General features: G+C 69.3%; 20 protein-coding genes. 10 read left to right on the forward strand and 10 right to left on the reverse strand.

Going from position 1 to position 19,852, the window contains the following annotated elements; translation table 11 throughout:
- Positions 1-7 precede the first annotated feature (7 nt).
- The gene (locus AC3WLF_RS11600) at positions 8-1,264 is read right to left on the reverse strand and encodes an Hsp70 family protein (RefSeq protein WP_492358230.1); all 1,257 of its coding nucleotides are present in this window, start codon (positions 1,262-1,264) and stop codon (positions 8-10) included.
- A 172-nt stretch (positions 1,265-1,436) separates the two neighbouring features.
- Here AC3WLF_RS11600 and AC3WLF_RS11605 point away from each other — a divergent pair, with 172 nt between their 5' ends.
- Together AC3WLF_RS11605 and AC3WLF_RS11610 are read left to right on the forward strand one after the other, a co-directional pair.
- On the forward strand, positions 1,437-2,636 hold the full coding sequence (locus tag AC3WLF_RS11605; RefSeq protein WP_492358231.1) for a CaiB/BaiF CoA transferase family protein: 1,200 nt from the start codon (positions 1,437-1,439) through the stop codon (positions 2,634-2,636).
- Positions 2,633-3,508: a citryl-CoA lyase gene (locus AC3WLF_RS11610; protein WP_492358232.1), complete on the forward strand. Its 876-nt coding sequence runs from the start codon at positions 2,633-2,635 to the stop codon at positions 3,506-3,508. The genes AC3WLF_RS11605 and AC3WLF_RS11610 overlap by 4 nt, the downstream gene beginning before the upstream one ends.
- Before the next feature lie 5 nt (positions 3,509-3,513).
- Here the strand turns inward: AC3WLF_RS11610 and AC3WLF_RS11615 are convergent, their stop codons facing one another.
- A complete protein-coding gene (locus AC3WLF_RS11615; RefSeq protein ID WP_454751066.1) occupies positions 3,514-4,767 on the reverse strand; it encodes a GGDEF domain-containing protein in 1,254 nt (417 codons plus the stop codon).
- Positions 4,768-4,979: 212 nt separating this feature from the next.
- Positions 4,980-5,729, reverse strand: a complete 750-nt coding sequence (locus AC3WLF_RS11620; RefSeq protein WP_492358233.1) for an IclR family transcriptional regulator — start codon at positions 5,727-5,729, stop codon at positions 4,980-4,982.
- Positions 5,730-6,177: 448 nt separating this feature from the next.
- On the opposite strand from AC3WLF_RS11620, the gene AC3WLF_RS11625 reads away from it, so the two are divergent.
- Positions 6,178-6,411 (forward strand): hypothetical protein, encoded by a 234-nt coding sequence (locus AC3WLF_RS11625; protein WP_010810922.1) that lies wholly within the window; start codon positions 6,178-6,180, stop codon positions 6,409-6,411.
- Between the two features lie 161 nt (positions 6,412-6,572).
- On the forward strand, positions 6,573-6,941 hold the full coding sequence (locus tag AC3WLF_RS11630; RefSeq protein ID WP_492358234.1) for a LysR family transcriptional regulator: 369 nt from the start codon (positions 6,573-6,575) through the stop codon (positions 6,939-6,941).
- Between the two features lie 2 nt (positions 6,942-6,943).
- On the opposite strand, the gene AC3WLF_RS11635 is transcribed toward AC3WLF_RS11630, so the two are convergent.
- The 7 genes from AC3WLF_RS11635 to soxC all read right to left on the reverse strand — a co-directional run bounded on the left by AC3WLF_RS11635 (position 6,944) and on the right by soxC (position 13,507).
- Positions 6,944-7,714, reverse strand: a complete 771-nt coding sequence (locus AC3WLF_RS11635) for a class I SAM-dependent methyltransferase (protein WP_492358235.1) — start codon at positions 7,712-7,714, stop codon at positions 6,944-6,946.
- A gap of 67 nt (positions 7,715-7,781) precedes the next feature.
- Entirely contained in the window at positions 7,782-8,663 is an 882-nt protein-coding gene (locus AC3WLF_RS11640; protein ID WP_492318433.1) for an ABC transporter permease, read from the reverse strand.
- Between the two features lie 16 nt (positions 8,664-8,679).
- Positions 8,680-9,516: an ABC transporter ATP-binding protein gene (locus tag AC3WLF_RS11645; protein WP_492318432.1), complete on the reverse strand. Its 837-nt coding sequence runs from the start codon at positions 9,514-9,516 to the stop codon at positions 8,680-8,682.
- Positions 9,517-9,518: 2 nt separating this feature from the next.
- A complete protein-coding gene (locus tag AC3WLF_RS11650) occupies positions 9,519-10,529 on the reverse strand; it encodes an ABC transporter substrate-binding protein (RefSeq protein WP_492318431.1) in 1,011 nt (336 codons plus the stop codon).
- Positions 10,530-10,610: 81 nt separating this feature from the next.
- On the reverse strand, positions 10,611-11,540 hold the full coding sequence (locus AC3WLF_RS11655) for a TauD/TfdA dioxygenase family protein (protein ID WP_492353315.1): 930 nt from the start codon (positions 11,538-11,540) through the stop codon (positions 10,611-10,613).
- 151 nt (positions 11,541-11,691) lie between these two features.
- Positions 11,692-12,279 carry a c-type cytochrome gene (locus AC3WLF_RS11660; RefSeq protein WP_492318429.1) on the reverse strand — a complete coding sequence of 196 codons (588 nt, stop codon included), beginning with the start codon at positions 12,277-12,279 and terminating at the stop codon, positions 11,692-11,694.
- On the reverse strand, positions 12,266-13,507 hold the full coding sequence (gene soxC / locus AC3WLF_RS11665; protein WP_492358236.1) for a sulfite dehydrogenase: 1,242 nt from the start codon (positions 13,505-13,507) through the stop codon (positions 12,266-12,268). Before soxC ends, AC3WLF_RS11660 begins: the two co-directional genes overlap by 14 nt.
- 215 nt (positions 13,508-13,722) lie before the next feature.
- Between soxC and AC3WLF_RS11670 the strand changes: the two genes are divergently transcribed.
- Genes AC3WLF_RS11670 through AC3WLF_RS11695 form a run of 6 tightly spaced genes read left to right on the forward strand, consistent with a single transcriptional unit; the run spans position 13,723 to position 19,734 of the window.
- Positions 13,723-14,853 (forward strand): ABC transporter substrate-binding protein, encoded by a 1,131-nt coding sequence (locus AC3WLF_RS11670; RefSeq protein WP_492353314.1) that lies wholly within the window; start codon positions 13,723-13,725, stop codon positions 14,851-14,853.
- A 4-nt stretch (positions 14,854-14,857) separates the two neighbouring features.
- A complete protein-coding gene (locus tag AC3WLF_RS11675; RefSeq protein WP_492353313.1) occupies positions 14,858-15,697 on the forward strand; it encodes an ABC transporter permease in 840 nt (279 codons plus the stop codon).
- A 12-nt stretch (positions 15,698-15,709) separates the two neighbouring features.
- Positions 15,710-16,507: an ABC transporter permease gene (locus tag AC3WLF_RS11680; RefSeq protein WP_492353312.1), complete on the forward strand. Its 798-nt coding sequence runs from the start codon at positions 15,710-15,712 to the stop codon at positions 16,505-16,507.
- 33 nt (positions 16,508-16,540) lie between these two features.
- Positions 16,541-17,335, forward strand: coding sequence for an ABC transporter ATP-binding protein (locus AC3WLF_RS11685; protein WP_492318424.1), 795 nt, complete (start codon positions 16,541-16,543; stop codon positions 17,333-17,335).
- A gap of 31 nt (positions 17,336-17,366) precedes the next feature.
- A complete protein-coding gene (locus tag AC3WLF_RS11690) occupies positions 17,367-18,329 on the forward strand; it encodes a TauD/TfdA dioxygenase family protein (RefSeq protein ID WP_492318423.1) in 963 nt (320 codons plus the stop codon).
- A gap of 31 nt (positions 18,330-18,360) precedes the next feature.
- On the forward strand, positions 18,361-19,734 hold the full coding sequence (locus AC3WLF_RS11695; protein WP_492358237.1) for an LLM class flavin-dependent oxidoreductase: 1,374 nt from the start codon (positions 18,361-18,363) through the stop codon (positions 19,732-19,734).
- Positions 19,735-19,852: the final 118 nt, after the last annotated feature.

The following is a 19,852-nucleotide window of genomic DNA, read 5'->3' on the forward strand; positions in this document are numbered from 1 at the left end:
CTGCCCCTCACCCAAACTTCCTCACCGCATCCAGCGCCAGCCCGCTGCCGATGCTGCCGAACCGGTCCCCTTCCACGCAACGCGCTTGCGGCAACAGCGCCGCCAGCCGCTGCCGCAGCAGCGGCACGCTGCTGGAGCCGCCGGTGAAAAAGATGGTATCGACCGCGGCGCCATCCACGCCGGCATCCACCAGCAGCTTCTGCACGGTCTGCTCGGTCTTCACCACCAGCTTGTCGATCGACGCATCGAACTCGTCGCGCGTGATGGTCAGCGTCAGCCCCTGCTCCAGCCGGTGCAGGTCCACGTCGGCGCTGCCGGCGTCGGACAAGGCGATCTTGGCGGCTTCCACCTGGATCGCCAGCCAGTGCCCGGCGCGCTCGCGGATCAGCCGCACCAGGCGGTCGAGCTTCACCGTATCGGCCGCGTCGCGGTAGTTGTCCATCACCAGCGACCACGCCTTGCGCGTATAGACCAGGTTGATGGTGTGCCAGCTGGCCAGGTCGAAATACTGGCTGGACGGCATCGCCTTGCCGTTGCGCAGCGCGCTGCCCAGGCCCAGCAGCGGCATTGCGCGCGCCAGGCTGAGCGCGCGGTCGAAGTCGGTGCCGCCGATATGCACGCCGCCATTGGCCAGGATGTCGTCGCGCCGGTCGCTGCGCGCGGCGCGCTCGGGCGACAGGCGCACCAGCGAGAAGTCCGAGGTACCGCCGCCGATGTCGGCCACCAGCACCAGTTCCTCACCCGTGATCCGGGCCTCGTAGTCGAAGGCCGCGGCGATCGGCTCGTACTGGAACGCGATCTCGCCGAAACCCGCGTCGCGCGCGATCTCGGCCAGGGTGTCTTCGGCGAGCTGGTCGGCGGCCGGGTTCTCGTCGATGAAGAATACCGGGCGGCCCAGCACGGCGCGCGAAAACTCCGTGCCGGCGGCCTGCTCGGCACGCGTCTTCAGCTCGCGGATGAAGTGCGCCAGCAGCTTGCGGAACGGCATCGCCTGGCCCATCACCTCGGTGCTGTCGTCCATCATCGAGGTGCCCAGCAGGCTCTTGAGCGAACGCATCAGCCGGCCTTCATAGCCGGCCAGGTAATCGCCCAGCGCGGCGCGGCCATAGCTGACCAGCGGATCCTCCGCGTGGAAGAAGATCACCGAGGGCAGCGTCACCTTGCCGTCCTCCAGCGGCAGCAGCGCCGCCGGCCGCGCCGGATGGCTCCAGCCGACCGTTGAGTTGGACGTGCCGAAGTCCAGGCCGCATGCGTTTGACATCATTGATTCCGTTTCCTGCAAGACACCACTAAAAAGGCCCGCGCGCCAGCAGGCCGCGCGGACGGGGCGCCATTGTATGGCAGGTGCCGGCCAGGCGCCCGGCTTGACACGCCCAAACGCGGCTCCTATCCTCCGCATGTTCTCTGTTAAAGATCATCATTCTGTTGTACAGAACATGAAAAAGCCCCTGCGCCATATCCGCGTGCTCGACCTGACCAATGTGCTGGCCGGGCCGTTCTGCTGCCACCAGCTTGCCCACCTGGGCGCCGAAGTCATCAAGCTGGAAACCCCCGGCACCGGCGACCTGGCCCGGCAGCTGGGCGCCGATGCCGAGCTGAACCAGCGCCTGATGGGCGTGTCGTTCCTGGCCCAGAACCCAGGCAAGCAGTCGGTCACGCTCAACCTGAAGCACGCGCGCGGCAAGGAGGTGTTCCGCAAGCTGGTGCAAAGCGCCGACGTGCTGGTGGAGAACTTCCGCCCCGGCGTGATGGACCGGCTCGGGCTGGGCTACGAGACCCTGAAGCAGGACAACCCGCGCCTGATCTACTGCGCGATCTCGGGCTTTGGCCAGGACGGGCCGCTGGCCGGGCTGCCGGCCTATGACCAGATCATCCAGGGCATGGCCGGCGTGATGAGCATTACCGGCGATGCGCAGAGCGCACCGTTGCGGGTCGGCTATCCGGTCTCGGACACCATCGGCGGGCTGACCGCGGCGCTGGCGGTGGCGGCGGCGCTGGCGGACCACCAGCGCACCGAAGGCTATTTCATCGACGTATCGATGCTGGAAGCGACGCTGGCCACCATGGGCTGGGTGGTGTCCAACCACCTGATCGCCGGCAAGGTGCCGGCGCCGATGGGCAACGAGAACATGACCGCCAGCCCTTCGGGCACTTTCCGCACCGCGGACGGGCTGCTCAATATCGCCGCCAACAAGCAGGAACAGTTTGAAGCCGTGTGCCGCGTGCTGGGCCGCCCCGAGCTGGCCACCGACCCGCGCTTCGCGCAGCGCCAGGCGCGCCTGGCCAACCGGGGCGAACTGACACAGGCGCTGGAAGCGGAACTGGCGAAAAAGCCGGCCACCGAATGGTGGCCGCTGCTGACCAACGCCGGCGTGCCCGCCGGCCCGGTGCTGGACGTGCCACAGACGCTGGCCCATCCGCAGGTGCGCGAGCGCGGCATGATCGGCGAGTTTGCCGATGCGCCCGGCGTGGGCCGCGATATCCGCGTGGTGCGCACCGGCTTCAAGCTCAACCGCGAGGCCCCGGCCGTGGACACGCCGCCGCCGGAGCTGGGCCAGCATACGCGGCAGGTGCTGGCCAGCCTGGGCTACAGCGATACGGACATCGACCAACTGAGCGAGGAGCGCGCGATATGAGCGGCATCGAAACCAGCGGCCAGCCCCGGGATGACGCCATGGACCCGGGCCAGCGCCTGTCGCAGGACTGGTGGCGCACCGGCATCATCGACATGCGCCCGGGCGAGATCCGCTACCGCGGCTACCCGATCGAACAACTGATCGGCCGGGTCTCGTTTGCGCAGATGATCTGGCTGATGCTGCGCGGCGAGCTGCCCGGCCCCGGCGAGGGCGAGCTGCTGGACGCGGCGCTGATGGCCGCGGTCGACCACGGCCCGCAGGCGCCCAGCATTGCCATCGCGCGCATGGCGGCCACCTGCGGCGTGGGGCTGAACAACGCCATGGCTTCCGCCGTCAACGTGCTGGGCGACGTGCATGGCGGCGCCGGCGAACAGGCGGTGGCGCTGTACCAGGACGTGGCGCAGCGGCTGGATGCGGGCGGCGCCATGGACGACGCCGTCACCGCCGCGCTGCGGCACTACCGCGACCTGCACGGCAAGTTCATTGCCGGCTTTGGCCACCGTTTCCACCCGGTCGACCCGCGTGCGCCGCGGCTGCTGGCGCTGGTCGACCAGGCCGCGGCCGACGGCGTGGTCAGCGGGTGCTACGCGGGGATCGCGCGCGCGGTCGAGGCGGCGCTGGGTGCCGGCCGCGGCAAGCCCATCCCGATGAATATCGATGGCGCCACCGCGGTGATCTATGCCGAGCTGGGCTTTGCCGCACCGCTGGCGCGGGGGCTGTTCTGCCTGTCGCGCTCGGTCGGCATCCTGGCGCATGCCTGGGAGCAGACCTGCGAGGGCGGGCGCAACAAGGGCCCGATGCCGCGCCAGTTCCTGTGGACCTATGACGGTGCGCCGCAGCGCGACGTGCCGGAGCCTGGCCGGCAGGCATAACCGGTTCAGCCGGCCAGGTCGGGCTCTGGCTCCAGCAGCGGCGCCGGCGATGCACTCGCGGCCGCCGGCGCCGCCATGGACGAGGCCAGCACGTAGCGGTCGCGCCCATGTTCCTTGGCGTGGTAGAGGGCGCGGTCGGCATCGGCAAACAGCAGGCGCCACAGCGCTTCCTTGCTGCCCGGGCCGCCGCGCAGCTGCGCCACGCCAATGCTGACGCTGGCATGGCCGCGCCCGGCGGGCAGTTCAATCGCGCGCACCTTGCGCAGGATGCGGTTGGCCAGCGCCGAGGCCTGCTGCTCGTCGGTATGCGGGCACAGGATGCAGAACTCTTCGCCACCGTAGCGCCCGGCCACGTCCGAGGCGCGGCGCGAGTTGTCCAGCGCATGCGCGACTTCGCGCAGCACGGCGTCGCCGGCGTGATGGCCGAAGGTATCGTTGACCTGCTTGAAATAATCGATGTCGATCACCAGGCAGGACAGCGCCTGCCCGTCGCGCTGCCAGCGCGCCACCAGCGACAGTGCCGACATCTCCAGCGCCCCGCGGTTGAGCAGCCCGGTCAGGGCATCCACGCGCGCGCCGCTTTCGTTGTGCGCGACGATCTGCTCCATCGCCATCACGGTAAAGCCGAACAGGCCCAGCAGCGTGGCCATCAGCGGCGCCAGCAGCCAGGCCGAGCCGGCCGGGCCGGCAAAGAACAGCGTCAGCGGCGCGGCGCCCGCACCGCCCGCCACGGGCAGGTTCATGGCATGGCTGAAGCCGGCCAGCTGCGTGGCCAGATGCACCAGGCTGGCCACCAGCACCAGCGGCGCGCCGATGCTGCGGCGCCCGCGCCCGGCACGCGCCAGCGTGGCAAAGGTGGCCAGCGAGACCAGCGCCAGCAGGCCGTAGACGATGCGCAGCACCACCTGCTGCCCGTCGGGCATGCCGCTGGTGGCCGCGATCAGGCCAAGCCCGATCACACCCGCGGCGGCCAGCGCCGCGGGATGGGCCGGCACGCCGTAATAGACCCGCACGCCGCGGTAGATCAGCAGCCAGCCAGCCACGAACGCCAACGCTCCCAGCGTGCCCAGCTGGCCGGTGCCGCTGGCCGCGCTGATGGCCAGCGCCAGGCCCGCGGCCGACACCAGCACGTGCCCGAACGCCCACAGCCGCCCCGCCTCGCTCGCGCGCAGCGCGAACACCAGCCCCGCCGCAATAATCAGCGTGCTGCAAAAAAACACCATCATCACCACCGCAATGGTCTGCTGGTCCAGGTGCACGGGGATTTCCTCAAGGATGCCGTCTGCCGTGCCGTCATATCGAGCGGCGGGCATCGGGCCACAGGGGCGCGGCGCAGGCATCTCTCGCACTTGTTTTCACAAAATGTGACGTGCGTTGTTTTCAATGCCAGCCGCATGATAGCCCGCGCATGCAGGCGCGTGGCACCCCCGACAAGCCGGGTCGGGCCGGCTGCACACGCAAGCCCGGCGGCTCAGCCCGCGGGGGCGTTGTCCGCAATGCTGTCCGGAAAGGAGCCGCCCAGCGCCTGGGTCAGCGCGCGCGCCGCATGCAGCACATCGACGCGGAAGCCTTCACGGTAGCGCGAGGCCGGGCAGGTCAGCGTCAGCGCGCCGCACAGCACATCGCCGGGACCGAACACCGGCGCCGATACCCCGGCAAGATCGGGGCTGCGGTCGCCCACCAGTGCCGCCACGCCCTCGTGCCGGATGCGCTCGTAGAGCGAGCCGGACTCGCCGGCAAAGGCGCGCAGCACGCGCGCGCCGGCGCCCCGGTCGCGCGGCAGCAGTTCGCCGGCGCGGACATGGTCGCGCACCGGCTGCGGCGAATCGACGCGGTACAGGCACAGCCGGTGCTCGCCCTGCTCGACATGGAAGGCCGCGCTTTCACGCGTGATGCGCACCAGCTCGCGCAGCGCCGGCATCACCACCGCCTCCAATGAGAACGACGCGGCGTAGACGGCATTGAGCCGCGCCACCTCGGGGCCCAGGCCATAGCGCCCGTCGGACTGGCGCCGCACCAGCCCGGCGTGCTCAAGCGAGGCCAGCAAGCGCAGCAGCGTGCTCTTGTACAGGCCGCTGCGTTGCGCCAGCTCGGCCAGCCCCAGCGCGGTATCGCCAAGACGGAACACCGACAGCACGAACAGCGCCCGGTCCACGGCGATGGCGCCGCCCGCGGCGGCGTGCTTGTCGGCTTCTGAAACCTGTGCGGCTTTGCGTGGCATGGCTGACGGCGGCGATCCTGGCTGGACCGGATGACGGAACGATGCGCCAACGTATAGAACGCACCCCGGCTTGTCAATCCGCCCTGCCGCGTGTCAATGGCCCGGCACACGTCCGGCGAGGTCGCACCACAGATGGCCGCATGCATTCGCGTATCCGGCCGGCGCGCTGGCGTTTTTCTGCAACACCGTGGCCGGCACCTGTCGCCGCCCGGGGCGGCGCCAAAGCGCCTTCGCCGCTCCCTCGGCTAGCGCATGCGCCACATTGCTTGCGCGTACTCGCCACTCCCCGGTTTGCAAGCGGAATTAGAGGGAAAGTTACCTGCTTTTGATTCAGCAGCCGCTGCACGGGGTGGATAAAATCATGTGTTGCTGACCTTCGCGCAATCCCTGCGCTGCTTTCCGTACCCTCGCTGCAATGTCTCACCGCCGTGCTTTTCCCGACCCTGGTATGACCGTTCCCGCTCTCTCGCTTGGCGCCATCCTGGATGACCTGCGTAGTGCCCCGCGCCCGCTGACTTCCGCGGAGTACACATACCTGGCCCACCTGCGGCAGCGTATCGTCACCGGCGACGCAGACCTCTGGACCACGCTCGAGACCGCGGGCGTGCCATGCAGGGAACGCCGCCTGTCGCCCGAGGTGGTGCAGGCACTGACCGCGATCGGCCATTTGCCGATGCACTGAGCCCGGCGCGCGCCACCCCACATTGCAGAAATTTCCCCGGATCATTTCGGAAAACCGCACCCTCCAGCCTGCCTGCGTCCCGCTACGATCGATTTCCTTTCGATTCGCCGGGCACCGTGCTTTCAGTCAACTGCCAAGCATGCCCCGGCCACGGCCCAGCCATGGCTTACCCATCCAGCAACCGGCGCGTCAGCTTCCTGTCGTTGCGCGCCTATGTCGCAGTGATGCAGAACCGTGATGCCGTCCGCGCCGCGCAAGCGCTGCGCATCCATCCGCAAACGCTGTACTACCACATCCGCGGCCTCGAGGCCGCGCTCGGCAAGCCGCTGTTCAGCACTTGCAGCCCGGACTGGCTGCCGACATCCACGGGCGTGACCGCACTGCCCAAGGTCGTCGCCATGCTGGCCATCTGGGATCAGATCGAGGCCGGCATCCGTGCCAGCCGGCGTGCCGCCGCGGCCCGGGAAGCCGAGCCCGGCGCCATTGCGCGCCACGGCACCGCATTCTGGGTGCGGCAGGCGACGATGTAGCGTCAGGCCAGCCGTTCGCAGCAATAGGCCTCGGTGCGATAAGGGAAGGCAACCTCGGCACGGCCCGCCAGCGCGGGATGTCCGTCGATGACCGCCTCCAGCCGTGCGCGCACGCGGGCCTGCTCCGCCGCCGGCAGCGCGGCAATGAAGCTCACCGACATCACCCGGTCCACGATCACCTGCTGCGGCGCCCCCACATGCGTGTAGGGCAGGCACTGCAGCGCCAGCGGCCCGAAGCCCCCGGCGGGAAAGACCCGCTTCCAGTCACCCTTGTAGAAACGCGGCGCGTCGCCTTCATACGGCGTCATGATGGCTGTCAGCTGCGCCACCCAGTCCACGCTTTCATCGCGCACGTTCCATACCAGCCCGAGCCGGCCGCCAGGGTGCAGCACGCGGCCGATTTCCGCCATCGCGCCCGCATTGGCAAACCAGTGGAAGGCCTGCGCGCAGACCACGGCATCGACGCTGGCATCGGCCAGCGGAATGGCCTCGGCACTGCCTTCCAGCGCCTGCACCGACGGCAGCGCCACGGCCAGCTGAGCGCGCATCTGCGCCACCGGTTCGACGGCGATCACCGTCGCCCCGGTCTCCGCCAGCCGGCGCGTGAACTTGCCGGTGCCAGCGCCCAGGTCCAGCACGGTGCGGCCGGCGCGCAGGCCCAGCGTGCCGCGCAGCCAGGCATCGATTTCAGCGGGATATTCGGGGCGTCCGCGCGCATAGGTATCGGCCTGGCTGGCGAATCCCTGTGCGGCGGCCTGGTGGATGGCGGTCATGGGCGGGCTCCGGTTGCATACCGGAGGCGTAGCCTACGCCCCATGCCGGCACAGGGCAAGCGGGCGGCTACTGCTGCATGCCCCAGCGGCGCACCGTCAGCCGTTCCAGCGTGGTGAACACCAGTCCCTCCACCAGCAGCCCGATCAGGATCACCGCGGCCAGCCCTGCAAAAACGCGGTCGGTGTAGAGCTCGTTGCGGTTCTGGAAGATAAACCAGCCCAGCCCGCCCTGCCCCGACGACGCGCCGAACACCAGCTCGGCCGCGATCAGCGTGCGCCAGGCAAAGGCCCAGCCGATCTTCAGGCCCGACAGGATCGCCGGCAGCGCCGCCGGCACCAGCACCAGCGCGACATAGCGCAGCCCGCGCAGGCCGTAGTTGCGGCCCGCCATGCGCAGCGTCGGCGGCACCGCCCGGAAGCCCGCGTACATGTTCAGCGCCAGCGGCCACAGCACCGAATGGACCAGCACGAAGACCAGGCTTTTGGTGCCCAGCCCGAACCACAGCAGCGCCAGCGGCAATAGCGCGATCGCCGGCAGCGGATTGAACATGGCGGTGAGCGTGTCCAGCACATCGCGCCCGAAGCGCGTGGACACCGCCAGCGAGGTCAGCACGAACGCCAGCACGATCCCGGCGGCATAGCCGCGCAGCAGCACCGACAGCGAAATCGCCGCCTTGCCCGGCAGCTCGCCGCTGGCCACCGCGTCGCCGAAGGCGCGCATCGTGGCCAGGCATGACGGCAGCAGCAGGTCGTTGTCCTGCACGCGCGCCACCAGCTCCCAGATCAGCCCCAGCGCCAGCAGGATCACCGCCTTGCGCAGCCAGCCGTGTTGCCACAGGCGCTGGTGCCACGGCAGCGCGCGCGCAAGCGGGGCTTCGGTGAAGGGTTCAGGCTCGCGTTCGTATTCGGGCCGATGCGTGTCGGCCAGTGTCAGTGTCGGTTGCGTCATGATGCGATGTCCCGGTTCAGCGGCCCGCCGCGCTGCGCGCACGCGGCGCGGCCTCGGCGGCGGGCTCGTCGAACAGCAAGGTATGGATGCGTTGCGCGGCGGCCTGGAATTCGGCGCCGCCCTGGCTGGCCAGGCTGAACTGGTGGCTGTTGAGCTCCGCGCGCACGCGGCCCGGGTGCGGCGACAGCAGCAGGATGCGGCTGCCCACCACCAGCGCCTCTTCGATCGAATGGGTGACGAACAGCAGCGTGAAGGCCGCGTCGTCCCAGAGCGCCAGCAGCTCTTCCTGCATGCGCCGGCGCGTGAGCGCATCCAGCGCGGCAAAGGGCTCGTCCATCAGCAGCACCTTGGGGCGCATCGCCAGTGCGCGCGCGATCGCCACGCGCTGCTTCATGCCGCCCGACAGCGTATGCGGGTAGGCATCGGCAAAATCGGCCAGCCCCACCTTGTGCAGGCTGTCCAGCGCCAGCTCGCGCGCCTCTGCGCGCGACAGCTTGCGCGCTTGCCGCAGCGGGAACATCACGTTCTGCACCACCGTTTTCCACGGCGGCAGCTGGTCGAACTCCTGGAACACCACGATGCGGTCCGGCCCGGGCTGCAGCACACGCCGGCCTTCGAGCCGGATCTCGCCCTCGCTGGGCGGAACGAACCCGGCAACCGCCTTCAGCAACGTGGACTTGCCGCAGCCGGACGGGCCCAGCAGCACGAAGCGGTCGCCGGCATGCACGTCGAAGCTGACGCGATGGGTGGCGCGCACGATGCGCTCGGGCATGCGGTACTCCAGCGACACGCCGTCGACCTGCAGCAACGGCGTGGCGCGCTCCGACACCACGCGCAGGTTATGGGTGGCCATGCTCAGCTCCCCTGCGCGGTGACCGGGTCCTGGAAGAAGTAGTCCTGCCAGGACTTGGGCTGGTTGCGGATCGCGCCCACGCGGTGCATGAAAGCGGCCAGCGCAAAGGTGTTCTGCGGCGCCACGCGGAACTGCACCTGCGGATTCTTCAGCACGCGCAGCAGCAGCGCGCGGTCGGTCTTGGCCTTGCTCTGGCGCAGGTAGATATCGGCGGCCGCTTCCGGATTGGCGGTGGCAAAGGCCGCGGCCTCGGCCAGCGCATCGACGAAGGCGCGATAGGTCTTGGGGTTGTCGCTGCGGAACTTCTCGGTCGCGTACAGCACCGTGGAAGAACTCGGACCGCCCAGCACGTCATAGGAATTCAGCACGATGCGCGCGTTGGGGTTGCCCGCCAGTTCCTGCTCCTGGAACGGCGGATTGCCGAAGTGGCCGGTGATCTCGGTGCCGCCGGAAATGATCGCCGCGGCCGCATCCGGGTGCGGCACCGCCACAGTCCACTTGTCGAGGCGGTTGTATTCCTTGTCGCCCCATTGCCTGGCCGCAGCCAGTTGCAGCACGCGCGACTGCACCGACACGCCCACCGCCGGCAGCGCGATGCGGTCCTTCTCGGTGAAGTCGGCAATCGACTTCACCTTGGGGTTGTTGCTGACCAGGTAGTACGGGAAGTTACCCAGCGATACCACGCCGCGCACGTTCTGCTTGCCGTGGGTGCGGTCCCACAGCGTCAGCAGCGGGCCCACGCCGGCGCCGGCGATATCGATGGCACCGGACAGCAGCGCGTCATTGACCGCGGCGCCGCCCGACAGTTGCGTCCATTCGACCTTGATGTCGACACCCTGCTGCTTGCCGTGCTTTTCGATCAGCTGCTGGTCGCGCGCCACGTTGAGCAGCAGGTAGACCACGCCGAACTGCTCGGCGATGCGCAGCTTGCCTTCGGCGTGCGCGGTGCCGGTGATGGCGAGGCCGGCGCTCAGCGCCAGCAGGCCGAGCTTGCGGGAAAAACGAGTGAACATGATCAGGACTCCGGGGAATACGGTGGATTGGCGCTCGCCGCTGCGAGCGCCCTGGGATGACTTGCGATACCGCTGCCGCCTTCAGCGCGGCACGTCGCCTTCGATGGTGGTGCGGTACATCACGCGCCGCAGTTCCGGCGGACAGCCCGCGGCAAGATGCAGCAGCGAGCGGTTGTCCCAGAACACCAGGTCATGTGGCTGCCACTGGTGGCGGTAGATGTGGGCGGGCTTGACGCTGTGCGCGAACAACTGGTCCAGCAGGTCGCGGCTTTCCTGCTCGGGCAGGCCGACGATGCGGGTGGTGAAGTGCTCGCTGACAAAGAGCGCCTTGCGCCCCGTTTCCGGATGGGTGCGCACCACCGGCTGCAGCACCGGCCTGACCTGCGCGACCTGCTCCGGCGTCAGGTTGGGCCGCCACGGGCTGCGCTGCTGCAGCTCGGCATAGCGCGCCAGGTAAGTGTGCTCGGCCTGCAGGCCATCGACGGCGCGTTGCAGCGCCGCCGGCAGCGTGTCCCAGGCCAGGTGCATGTTGGCGAACAGCGTGTCGCCGCCTTCGGCGGGCAGCTCGCGCGCATGCAGCAGCGAACCGAGGCTGGGCTTTTCCTTGTACGACAGGTCCGAATGCCAGAAGTGGCCGGCATCGCCCAGCCCGATCGGCTTGCCGTTCTCGACCACGTTGGACACCACCAGCACTTCCGCATGGCCCGGCAGCTGGAACTGGTGCAGCACGTGGATCTGCAACGGCCCGAAGCGGCGGCTGAAATCGATCTGCTGCGCCGGCGTGATCTGCTGGTCGCGGAACACCACCACGTGGTAGTCGAGGTGGGCGCGATGGATGCGGGCAAAATCCGCGTCGGACAGTGGCTGCGACAAGTCGAGCCCGATCACTTCCGCGCCCAGCGGCGCGTCCAGCAGACGGATCTCGAAGTTGCCCGCGCCTGCGGACAATGCGGTGGAAAGCGGTGCGCTCTGCTGGCGCGAAACACTGGCGTGGGCGGTTGCGGTCGTCATGGCAAGCTCTGGCACGGGGGAAGCCGATGCGGCATCCGGGATGCCGCGTACAAGCTTGCACTGTAGAGAGCCGGCCACTGCACGGTCAACGAATCAAATCGCTGGCCCTTATCCGCTTATCGCATATCCATGTCTCGACATTGGCGGGCCATCAGGGCTTGCCGGGGCAACCGCTGCGGCACGGCACGTTGGCGGTATCCGGGCGCGCGTCGGCGACAAAGCCATCGCGGTTCGGCATCTTCACCTGCGGCAGCGTGCGCGCGTCCAGCACCGCATCTGCGGGCAGGATGCCGTTCTTGTGCAGCAGCCACGCGGTGACGGCATAGACCTCGTCCGGTGCCAGGCTCTGCGGCGCGTTGTAGGGCATGGCACGGTTGATGAAGTCGAATACCGTGGTCGCGTAGGGCCAGAAGCTGCCGATGGTCTTGACCGGGTCCTTGCCCCTGGCGGCGTCCTTCAGCGTGCCCTGCCCGCCTACCAGCGCATCGGCCGGCTTGCCTTCGCCATTGACGCCGTGACATGCGGCACAGTGCTGCGCATAGACCTGCTGGCCACGCGCGACCGTGCCGCTGCCCGGCGGCAGGCCCGTGCCGTCCGGGGTCACGTCGATATTCCACGCGGCAAGGTCGCGCTCGCTGGCGGGGCGGCCTATGCCATAGGTCTGCGCAACCGCCGTTTGCGCGGTGCAGGCCAGCGCGAGCACCGCGACGGTACCGCTGAATCGTTCAAGCGCGCGCATTGGCAATACTCCCGTCCGCGGCCACGCGCCAGCGCTGGATCGCGTTGTAGTGATAGGTGGAAGCCACGCCGCGCGCGGCCACGAGCTGGTCCGGCGTAGGCTGGACGTTGCCGGCTTCGTCGATGGCGCGGCTCTCCAGCGAAGCTGGCCCGCCATCCCAGCGCCACGGCAGGCGAAAACGCACCAGCGCGCGGTCCAGCACCGGCTCCTGCAGCTGCGCCTCGCGCCAGCTGCGGCCGCCGTCGACCGACACCTCGACGCGGCGGATGCGCCCATGGCCCGACCACGCCAGGCCCGAGATCTCATAGAACCCGCGCTCACGCAGTTTGTGGTCCGGCGCGGGGAAGGTGATCACGGACTTCACGTCCATCAGGAAGGTGAACTGCCGCGCGCTGCCGTCGGGCAAGGAGTCCGTGTACTTCGACGTCTCTTCGCGCGACATGAACGGCGCGCGCCCCAGCTTCAGGCGCCGCAGCCACTTGATGGACATGTTGCCCTCATAGCCCGGCAGGAACAGCCGCAGCGGATAGCCATGCTCGGGCCGCAGCATCTCGCCGTTCTGCGCATAGACCAGCAATGCGTCTTCCAGCGCCTTGGCCAGCGGCACGCTGCGCGTCATGGCTGCACCATCGGCGCCCTCGGCCAGCACCCACGCAGCTTCCGGCGCCACGCCGATTTCGTCCAGCACCACGGACAACGGCACGCCGGTCCACTCACAGCAAGACAGCAGGCCGTGGCTGATCTGAACCGATTTCGCACCGGGCGCCTTCCACTCGCGCCCGGTGTTGCCCGAGCACTCCAGGAAATGGATGCGCGATACCGACGGCAGGCGCACCAGGTCGTTTATGGTGAAGATGCGCGGGCGCGCCACCAGCCCGTGCACCGCCAGCCGGTGCTGCGCCGGGTCGATCAGCGGGATGCCGGCGTGATGGCGCTCGAACACCAGCCCGGTCGGCGTGATGATGCCGCGCAGGTCCTGCAGCGGCGTCATCGACGAGTTGGCGCCGGGCAGCGGCGCCGCGCTGCGGCTGCGCCGCACCACGTCTTTCTCGAACGGGGACGGCTGGCCGTAGGCATGCCACAGCACGGGCTCGCCCGGCGTGCGCGTCCACGGCGCAACCGTCAGCGGCTCAGCGCGCGCCGCGGTGGCGGCGCCAGCCGCGGCGGCGCCCAGCACCGCCCCGCGCTGCAGGAAGCGCCGGCGGCCGGAAGTCAGGTCATTGCTCATCGTGAGGACGTGGTCAGTCTGGTAGCGATCAAAATGCGCAGACTGTAGGACAGCACCGGCACTCGGCCAACGAAGAAGATTGCATGCCGATATGCCAACGCCGCGCCGCGCGCCATATGCGCGGGGCCGATAACCAAAGCCGGAATCATTCGTTCAGGTCCGCGCGCAGCGCCGCTTATCGTGGAGCCGTCCTCCACTTCAAGAAGGTCTGCACGATGACGACCCCGCGCCCCGATGCCACCGCAGCACCCACGCTGACCCGCCGCGAGCTGCTGCGCTGCGCGGCCTGGTCCGGGCTGGGCATGGCCGCGTCGCTGTCGCCGCTGTCCGCGTTCAGCGCCAGCCCGGCAGCGCGGCCCGACGTGATCCGCGTCGGCGTGGCCCAGCCCGCCACCGGCACCCCGCCCAGCTTTGCCGGCAGTTCGCTGGCGATTGCCCATGCGCGCGGCTGGCTCGAGGAATCGTTCAAGCCGACCGGCACGCGCGTGGAGTGGTTCTTCTTCAAGGGCGCCGGGCCCGCCGTCAACGAGGCGCTGGCCAACCGCCAGCTCGACTTCGCGCTGCAGGGCGACCTGCCGTCCATCGTGGCGCGCTCCGCGGGCCTGAAGACGCGGCTGGTGCTGGCCACCGGCGTGCGCGCCAATATCTATGTGGGGGTGCCACCCGATTCGCCGCTGAAGACGGTCAGCGACCTGCGCGGCAAGCGCGTGTCGCTGTTCAAGGGCACCAACATGCATCTGCCGGCGCTGCGCCTGCTGGAAGCGAACGGGCTGTCGGACAAGGACCTGCGCCTGCTCAACCTGGACACGGCCGGCTACCTGGCGGCGCTGTCCACGCGCGACATCGACGCCGCCATCGGCGCCATGGACATCCTGCGCCTGCGCGACAAGGGCGCGGTGCGCATCCTGTACTCCAGCAAGAACCAGTCGCCGACCTACACACGGCAAAGCCATGTACTGGTGAGCGACGATTTCGCCGGGCGCTATCCGGAAGCCACGCAGCACCTGGTGAAGGCCGCGGTCGAGGCGGCGCGGTGGGCCTCGGACGAGAGCCATCGCGAGGAGGTGCTGCGCACCTGGGCGCGTGCTGGCACGCCTTATGACCACTGGAAGGAGGACTTCGACGGCGAGCCGCTGCGGGTGCGGCTGAACCCGAATTTCGATCCCTTCCTGGTCAGCCGCTACAAGGATGCGGTCGAGCAGGCCTATCGCTTCAAGCTGAGCCGTGCGCGCTTTGACGTGGACCAGTGGATCGACCAGCGCTTCCTGAGAGTGGCTCTCAACGACCTGAACCTGCAGAGCTACTGGCCCGTCTACCAACCCAACGGCAAGATCCTGGGAGCCTGACACCATGTCCGTCGCCGAATCGCTTTCACTGCCCGCCGCAGCAGCAGCACCGCGCGCGCCTTCCCCGCGCAGGCCACTGCGCTGGCGGGATGCCACACGCTGGCTGCTGGCCTGGCCGGTGCCGCTGGCGCTGCTGCTGGTGTGGTACGTGGCCGCCCGCAATGCCTGGATTCCGCCGCAGGTGCTGCCCGCACCCGAAGATGTCGCACGCACGCTGGCCGACCTCTGGCAAAGCGGTGAACTGCAGGCCAACCTGGCTATCAGCGCGCTGCGCGTGGCCGGTGGCTTTGCCTTGGGGCTGGCCGGCGGCCTGGCGCTGGGCGCGGCCATGGGCCTGTCGCCGACGTTGCGCGACTACGTCTACCCGACCTTCAAGGCGTTCAGCCAGGTGCCGGTGCTGGGCTGGCTGCCGCTGCTGATGCTGCTGGTCGGCATCGACGAAGCGCTCAAGGTGATCCTGATCGCCAAGGCCGCCTTCGTGCCGGTGGCGCTGAACACGTACAAGGGCATCGGCAGCGTGCCGACCCGCTACCTGGAAGTGGCGCGGGTGCTGCAGCTCACGCGCTGGCAGACGCTGTCGCGCGTGGTGCTGCCCGCCGCGGCCGCGCCGGTGTGGAACGGCGTGCGCTACGGCCTGACGCACGCGTGGCTGGCGCTGGTGGTGGTGGAGCTGCTGGCCTCGTCCGAGGGGCTGGGCTACATGATCGTCTACGGGCGCCAGCTGTTCCAGCTCGACATGGTGCTCGCCGCCGTGGTGGTGGTGGGCGTGGTGGGCTTTGCGCTGGACAAGACGCTGGCGCTGGCCGAAGGCGCGGTGCTGCGCTGGCGCAAGCCGGGCTTCTGAGGCGAGGCCGCGATGACCACTTCCGCTATCCGCCCCCGTATTCGCCTGCCCCGCGCCTTGCGCGGCTGGGTGCTGCCGCTCGCGCTGCTCGCGCTGTGGTGGGCCGCCGTGCGCTTTGGCTGGACCACTTCGCCGCTGCTGGTGCCGGTATCCGGCGTCTGGGACACCGCGGTGCGCCAGGTGCAGAGCGGCGCGCTGGCCACGGCATTGGCCGCCAGCCTGTGGCGCGACCTGGCCGGCTTTGCCATCGGCGCCAGCGCCGGGCTGGTGTTCGGCACGGCGCTGGGCCTGTCGCGCCTGTTCGAACGCATGGTCGGTCCGAGCTTTCACACGGTCAAGCAGATCTCGCTGTTTGCATGGATCCCGCTGATCTCGGTCTGGTTCGGGCTGGGCGATGCCGCCAAGGTGGTGTTCCTGTCGCTGGCCGCATTCTTCCCGGTGGTGCTGAACACCTTCGAAGGCATCCGCGCCGTGCCGGCGGACCTGCTCGAGGTTGCGCGCGTCCTGCGATTCAACCGCACCCAGGTGCTGTGGCGCGTGGTGCTACCGTCGGCGGCGCCGTCGATCTTCGCCGGCATCCACCTGGGACTGATCTATGCGTGGCTGGCCACGCTCGGCGCCGAGTACCTGCTGGTATCCGGCAAGGGCATCGGCAACACCATGACCGACGGCCGCGAGAACTTCTGGATGGACCTGGTGATCTTCGGCGTGATCGTGGTCGGCCTGGTCGGCTTCACGCTGAACTGGATTGCCAGCCGCATCGAGTCCCGCCTGCTCGCCTGGCGCGGGCGCTCGGTGGCCGCGGGCTGAGCCACGCTGCACCTTATTGAACGGAGACCGCAAATGCCACATGCCGGCACGCTAAGCATCGCGCACCTGCACAAGCAGTACGAAGTCGAGGGCCGGGCGCTGCCCGTGCTCGAGGACATCACCCTGACCATCGCCCCGGGCGAGTTCGTCAGCATCGTCGGCGCCAGCGGCTGCGGCAAGTCCACCCTGCTGCGGCTGGTGGTGGGCCTGGAAGAGGACTACCGCGGCGAGATCCTGCTGGACGGCAAGCGCGTATCGGGCACCAGCCTGCAGCGCGGCATCGTGTTCCAGGAGCATCGCCTGTTCCCGTGGCTGACGGTGGAACAGAACATCCGGCTGGCGCTGCTCAACACGCCGGGCAGCGACGCGGAGAAAGGCCGCAACGTGGCCGAGCATATCGCGCTGGTTGGCCTGCGCGGCTTCGAGCAGGCCTATCCGCACCAGCTCTCCGGCGGCATGTCGCAGCGCGTGGCAATTGCGCGGGCACTGGTGACGCGCCCCGAGATCCTGCTGCTCGACGAGCCCTTCGGCGCGCTCGACGCGATGACGCGGGCCTACCTGCAGCAGGAACTGCAGCGCATCTGGCAGGCCGAGGGCATCACCATGATCCTGGTCACCCACGACGTCGAGGAAGCCGTCTTCCTGGGCGACCGCGTGGTGGTGATGGAACCCCGGCCCGGCCGCATCCGCCGCATCCTGCCGGTGGACCTGCCGCATCCGCGCGAACGCGCCGGACCTCCCTTCGCGCGGGCGCGCGATGCCGTGCTGCGCGAATTCGCCGGGCAGGAGCCTGTCGTGCAGCGGACCCCCGAACCTGAACTCGCCTGACCCAACCCTCTTACATCCCCGGAGCTTCGCGATGACCCAAGCCAACGCCACGCAAGACCAGACCGTCCAGCTCGACATCCACCCGGTTGCCGGCCGCATCGGCGCCGAGATCCGCGGCGTCGCGCTGCACGGCGACCTGCCGCCCGCCACCTTCGCCGCCATCCGCGCAGCCTTGCTCAGGCACAAGGTGCTGTTCTTCCGCGACCAGGTCCATCTTGACGATGCCGCGCAGCAGGGCTTTGCGCGCCTGTTCGGCGACACCGTGCCGCACCCGACCGTGCCCTCTCGCGACGGCACGCAATTGCTGGAGCTCGACTCACAGCACGGCGGCCGCGCCAATTCCTGGCATACCGACGTGACCTTCGACCTGGCCTACCCCGCGGTCTCGGTGCTGCGCGCCGTGACCGTTCCCGCCGCCGGCGGCGACACGGTGTGGGCCAACACCGCCGCCGCGTACCAGGACCTGCCCGAGCCGCTGCGTGAACTGGCCGACAAGCTGTGGGCGCTGCACACCAACGACTACGACTACGCGGCCACGCGCGTCAATCCGAGCGACGAAGGGCTGAAGCGCTACCGCGAGCTATTTACCTCGGCGCTCTACGAGACCGAGCACCCGGTGGTGCGCGTGCACCCGGAAACCGGTGAACGCACGCTGGTGCTGGGCCACTTCGTCAAGAAGCTGCTGGACTGCTCGTCGGCCGATTCGGCGCACCTGATTGCCGTGCTGCAGGGCCATGTGCACCGGCTGGAGAACACCGTGCGCTGGCGCTGGCGCGCGGGCGACGTCGCCATCTGGGACAACCGCGCTACCCAGCACTACGCCATCAACGACTATGGCGACGCGCACCGGGTGGTGCGCCGGGCCACCGTGGCCGGCGACATTCCGGTCGGCGTGGATGGCCGCCGCAGCAAGGCGGTGAAGGCGGGCGTGCGCAGCGAAGGCGCGGCGCCGGCCAACCAGTCCGCCGCTGCCGCGCAACGGCAAGCGGCCTGATCCGGCCAGTTGCTTCCGGGGAGCACGATCGATGTCACAGCAAAAGCCGCCGCGCCACCTGCATCTGGGCGCCTTTCTCCAGGCCACCGGGCACCATGTCGCCGGGTGGCGCCATCCGGGAGCGCAGGCCGATGCCGGGCGCAACCTGGCGCACTACATCGCGCTGGCGCAGCGCGCCGAGGCCGCGGGGTTCGATGCGCTGTTCCTGGCGGACGGCGTTGCCATCCGCGGCATGGACGATGCCACCCTGCCGCGCACCGCGCGCGCCGCCACCTTCGAGCCGCTGACGCTGCTGTCGGCACTGGCGGCAGTGACGCAGCGCATCGGCCTGGTGGCGACCGTCTCCACCACCTACAACGAGCCCTTTCATGTGGCGCGCAAGTTCGCCTCGCTCGACCACCTCAGCGGCGGCCGCGCGGGCTGGAACGTGGTGACGTCGTGGTCGGATGCCGAAGCGCGCAACTTCAGCCTCGAACGTCATCCCGCGCACGCGGATCGCTACGCCCGCGCCGAAGAGTTTGTCGACGTGGTCACCGGGCTGTGGGACACCTGGGAGGACAATGCCTTCCTGTACGACAAGGACAGCGGCCGGCATTTCGATGCGGACAAGCTGCACACGCTCGACCATCGCGGCGCGCACTTCCAGGTGCGCGGACCGCTCAACGTCGCGCGCCCGCCGCAGGGCCATCCGGTGATCGTGCAGGCTGGCTCGTCGGAGGCCGGGCAGGAACTGGCGGCCCGCACCGCCGAGGTCATCTTTACCGCGCAGCAGTCGCAGGCCGATGCGCAGGCCTTTTATCGTGGCCTGAAAGCGCGGCTCGCGCGCTATGGCCGCACGTCCGATCAACTCAAGATCCTGCCTGGCGTGTTCCCGGTGGTGGGCCGCAGCGAGGCCGAGGCGCAGGAGAAATTCGAAGCGCTGCAGAGCCTGATCCATCCGTCGGTGGGGCTGGCCCTGCTGTCGCAGCACCTGGGCGGGATCGACCTGAGCGGCTATCCGCTGGACGGCCCGCTGCCCGACAACCTGGCCGAACCGAACGGCGCCAAGAGCCGCTTCCAGCTGGTTACCGGCCTGGCCCGGCGCGAGGGTCTCACCATCCGCCAGCTGTGCCTGCGCGTGGCCACCGCGCGCGGCCACTGGTCGATCCACGGCACGCCGCAGTCCATCGCCGACCAGCTGCAGGCGTGGTTCGAGGGCGAGGCCGCCGATGGCTTCAACGTGATGCCGCCCTGGCTGCCGGGCGGGCTCGATGATTTCATCGAACTGGTGCTGCCGGAACTGCGCCGGCGCGGGCTCTTTCGCGAGCACTATACGGGCACCACGCTGCGCGAGCACCTGGGGCTGCGCCGGCCCGAGAACCTGCGCTGGCGGCAGGTCGAAGCGCCGCTCGCGGTCGGGGCATGACCGCTGCGCTGCGGCACCGCGCATATCCAAATGCAATAAGTTTCCTTGCCTCGCGCGAGCGCCGTCGGCAACCATAGCGGCCACGCCGCAGGGGCGTGCGCGGGCCGGCTGGTACCAT

The organism is Cupriavidus sp. FW306-01-F10A, assembly GCF_058782785.1.

What these genes read in the sequence shown, in the direction of transcription:
- AC3WLF_RS11600 (WP_492358230.1), bottom strand. Translation starts at nt 1,264, where the DNA reads ATGATGTCAAACGCATGCGGCCTGGACTTCGGCACGTCCAACTCAACG.
- AC3WLF_RS11605 (WP_492358231.1), top strand. Translation starts at nt 1,437, where the DNA reads ATGAAAAAGCCCCTGCGCCATATCCGCGTGCTCGACCTGACCAATGTG.
- AC3WLF_RS11610 (WP_492358232.1), top strand. Translation starts at nt 2,633, where the DNA reads ATGAGCGGCATCGAAACCAGCGGCCAGCCCCGGGATGACGCCATGGAC.
- AC3WLF_RS11620 (WP_492358233.1), bottom strand. Translation starts at nt 5,729, where the DNA reads ATGCCACGCAAAGCCGCACAGGTTTCAGAAGCCGACAAGCACGCCGCC.
- AC3WLF_RS11625 (WP_010810922.1), top strand. Translation starts at nt 6,178, where the DNA reads ATGACCGTTCCCGCTCTCTCGCTTGGCGCCATCCTGGATGACCTGCGT.
- AC3WLF_RS11630 (WP_492358234.1), top strand. Translation starts at nt 6,573, where the DNA reads ATGGCTTACCCATCCAGCAACCGGCGCGTCAGCTTCCTGTCGTTGCGC.
- AC3WLF_RS11635 (WP_492358235.1), bottom strand. Translation starts at nt 7,714, where the DNA reads ATGACCGCCATCCACCAGGCCGCCGCACAGGGATTCGCCAGCCAGGCC.
- AC3WLF_RS11640 (WP_492318433.1), bottom strand. Translation starts at nt 8,663, where the DNA reads ATGACGCAACCGACACTGACACTGGCCGACACGCATCGGCCCGAATAC.
- AC3WLF_RS11645 (WP_492318432.1), bottom strand. Translation starts at nt 9,516, where the DNA reads ATGGCCACCCATAACCTGCGCGTGGTGTCGGAGCGCGCCACGCCGTTG.
- AC3WLF_RS11650 (WP_492318431.1), bottom strand. Translation starts at nt 10,529, where the DNA reads ATGTTCACTCGTTTTTCCCGCAAGCTCGGCCTGCTGGCGCTGAGCGCC.
- AC3WLF_RS11655 (WP_492353315.1), bottom strand. Translation starts at nt 11,540, where the DNA reads ATGACGACCGCAACCGCCCACGCCAGTGTTTCGCGCCAGCAGAGCGCA.
- AC3WLF_RS11660 (WP_492318429.1), bottom strand. Translation starts at nt 12,279, where the DNA reads ATGCGCGCGCTTGAACGATTCAGCGGTACCGTCGCGGTGCTCGCGCTG.
- soxC (WP_492358236.1), bottom strand. Translation starts at nt 13,507, where the DNA reads ATGAGCAATGACCTGACTTCCGGCCGCCGGCGCTTCCTGCAGCGCGGG.
- AC3WLF_RS11670 (WP_492353314.1), top strand. Translation starts at nt 13,723, where the DNA reads ATGACGACCCCGCGCCCCGATGCCACCGCAGCACCCACGCTGACCCGC.
- AC3WLF_RS11675 (WP_492353313.1), top strand. Translation starts at nt 14,858, where the DNA reads ATGTCCGTCGCCGAATCGCTTTCACTGCCCGCCGCAGCAGCAGCACCG.
- AC3WLF_RS11680 (WP_492353312.1), top strand. Translation starts at nt 15,710, where the DNA reads ATGACCACTTCCGCTATCCGCCCCCGTATTCGCCTGCCCCGCGCCTTG.
- AC3WLF_RS11685 (WP_492318424.1), top strand. Translation starts at nt 16,541, where the DNA reads ATGCCACATGCCGGCACGCTAAGCATCGCGCACCTGCACAAGCAGTAC.
- AC3WLF_RS11690 (WP_492318423.1), top strand. Translation starts at nt 17,367, where the DNA reads ATGACCCAAGCCAACGCCACGCAAGACCAGACCGTCCAGCTCGACATC.
- AC3WLF_RS11695 (WP_492358237.1), top strand. Translation starts at nt 18,361, where the DNA reads ATGTCACAGCAAAAGCCGCCGCGCCACCTGCATCTGGGCGCCTTTCTC.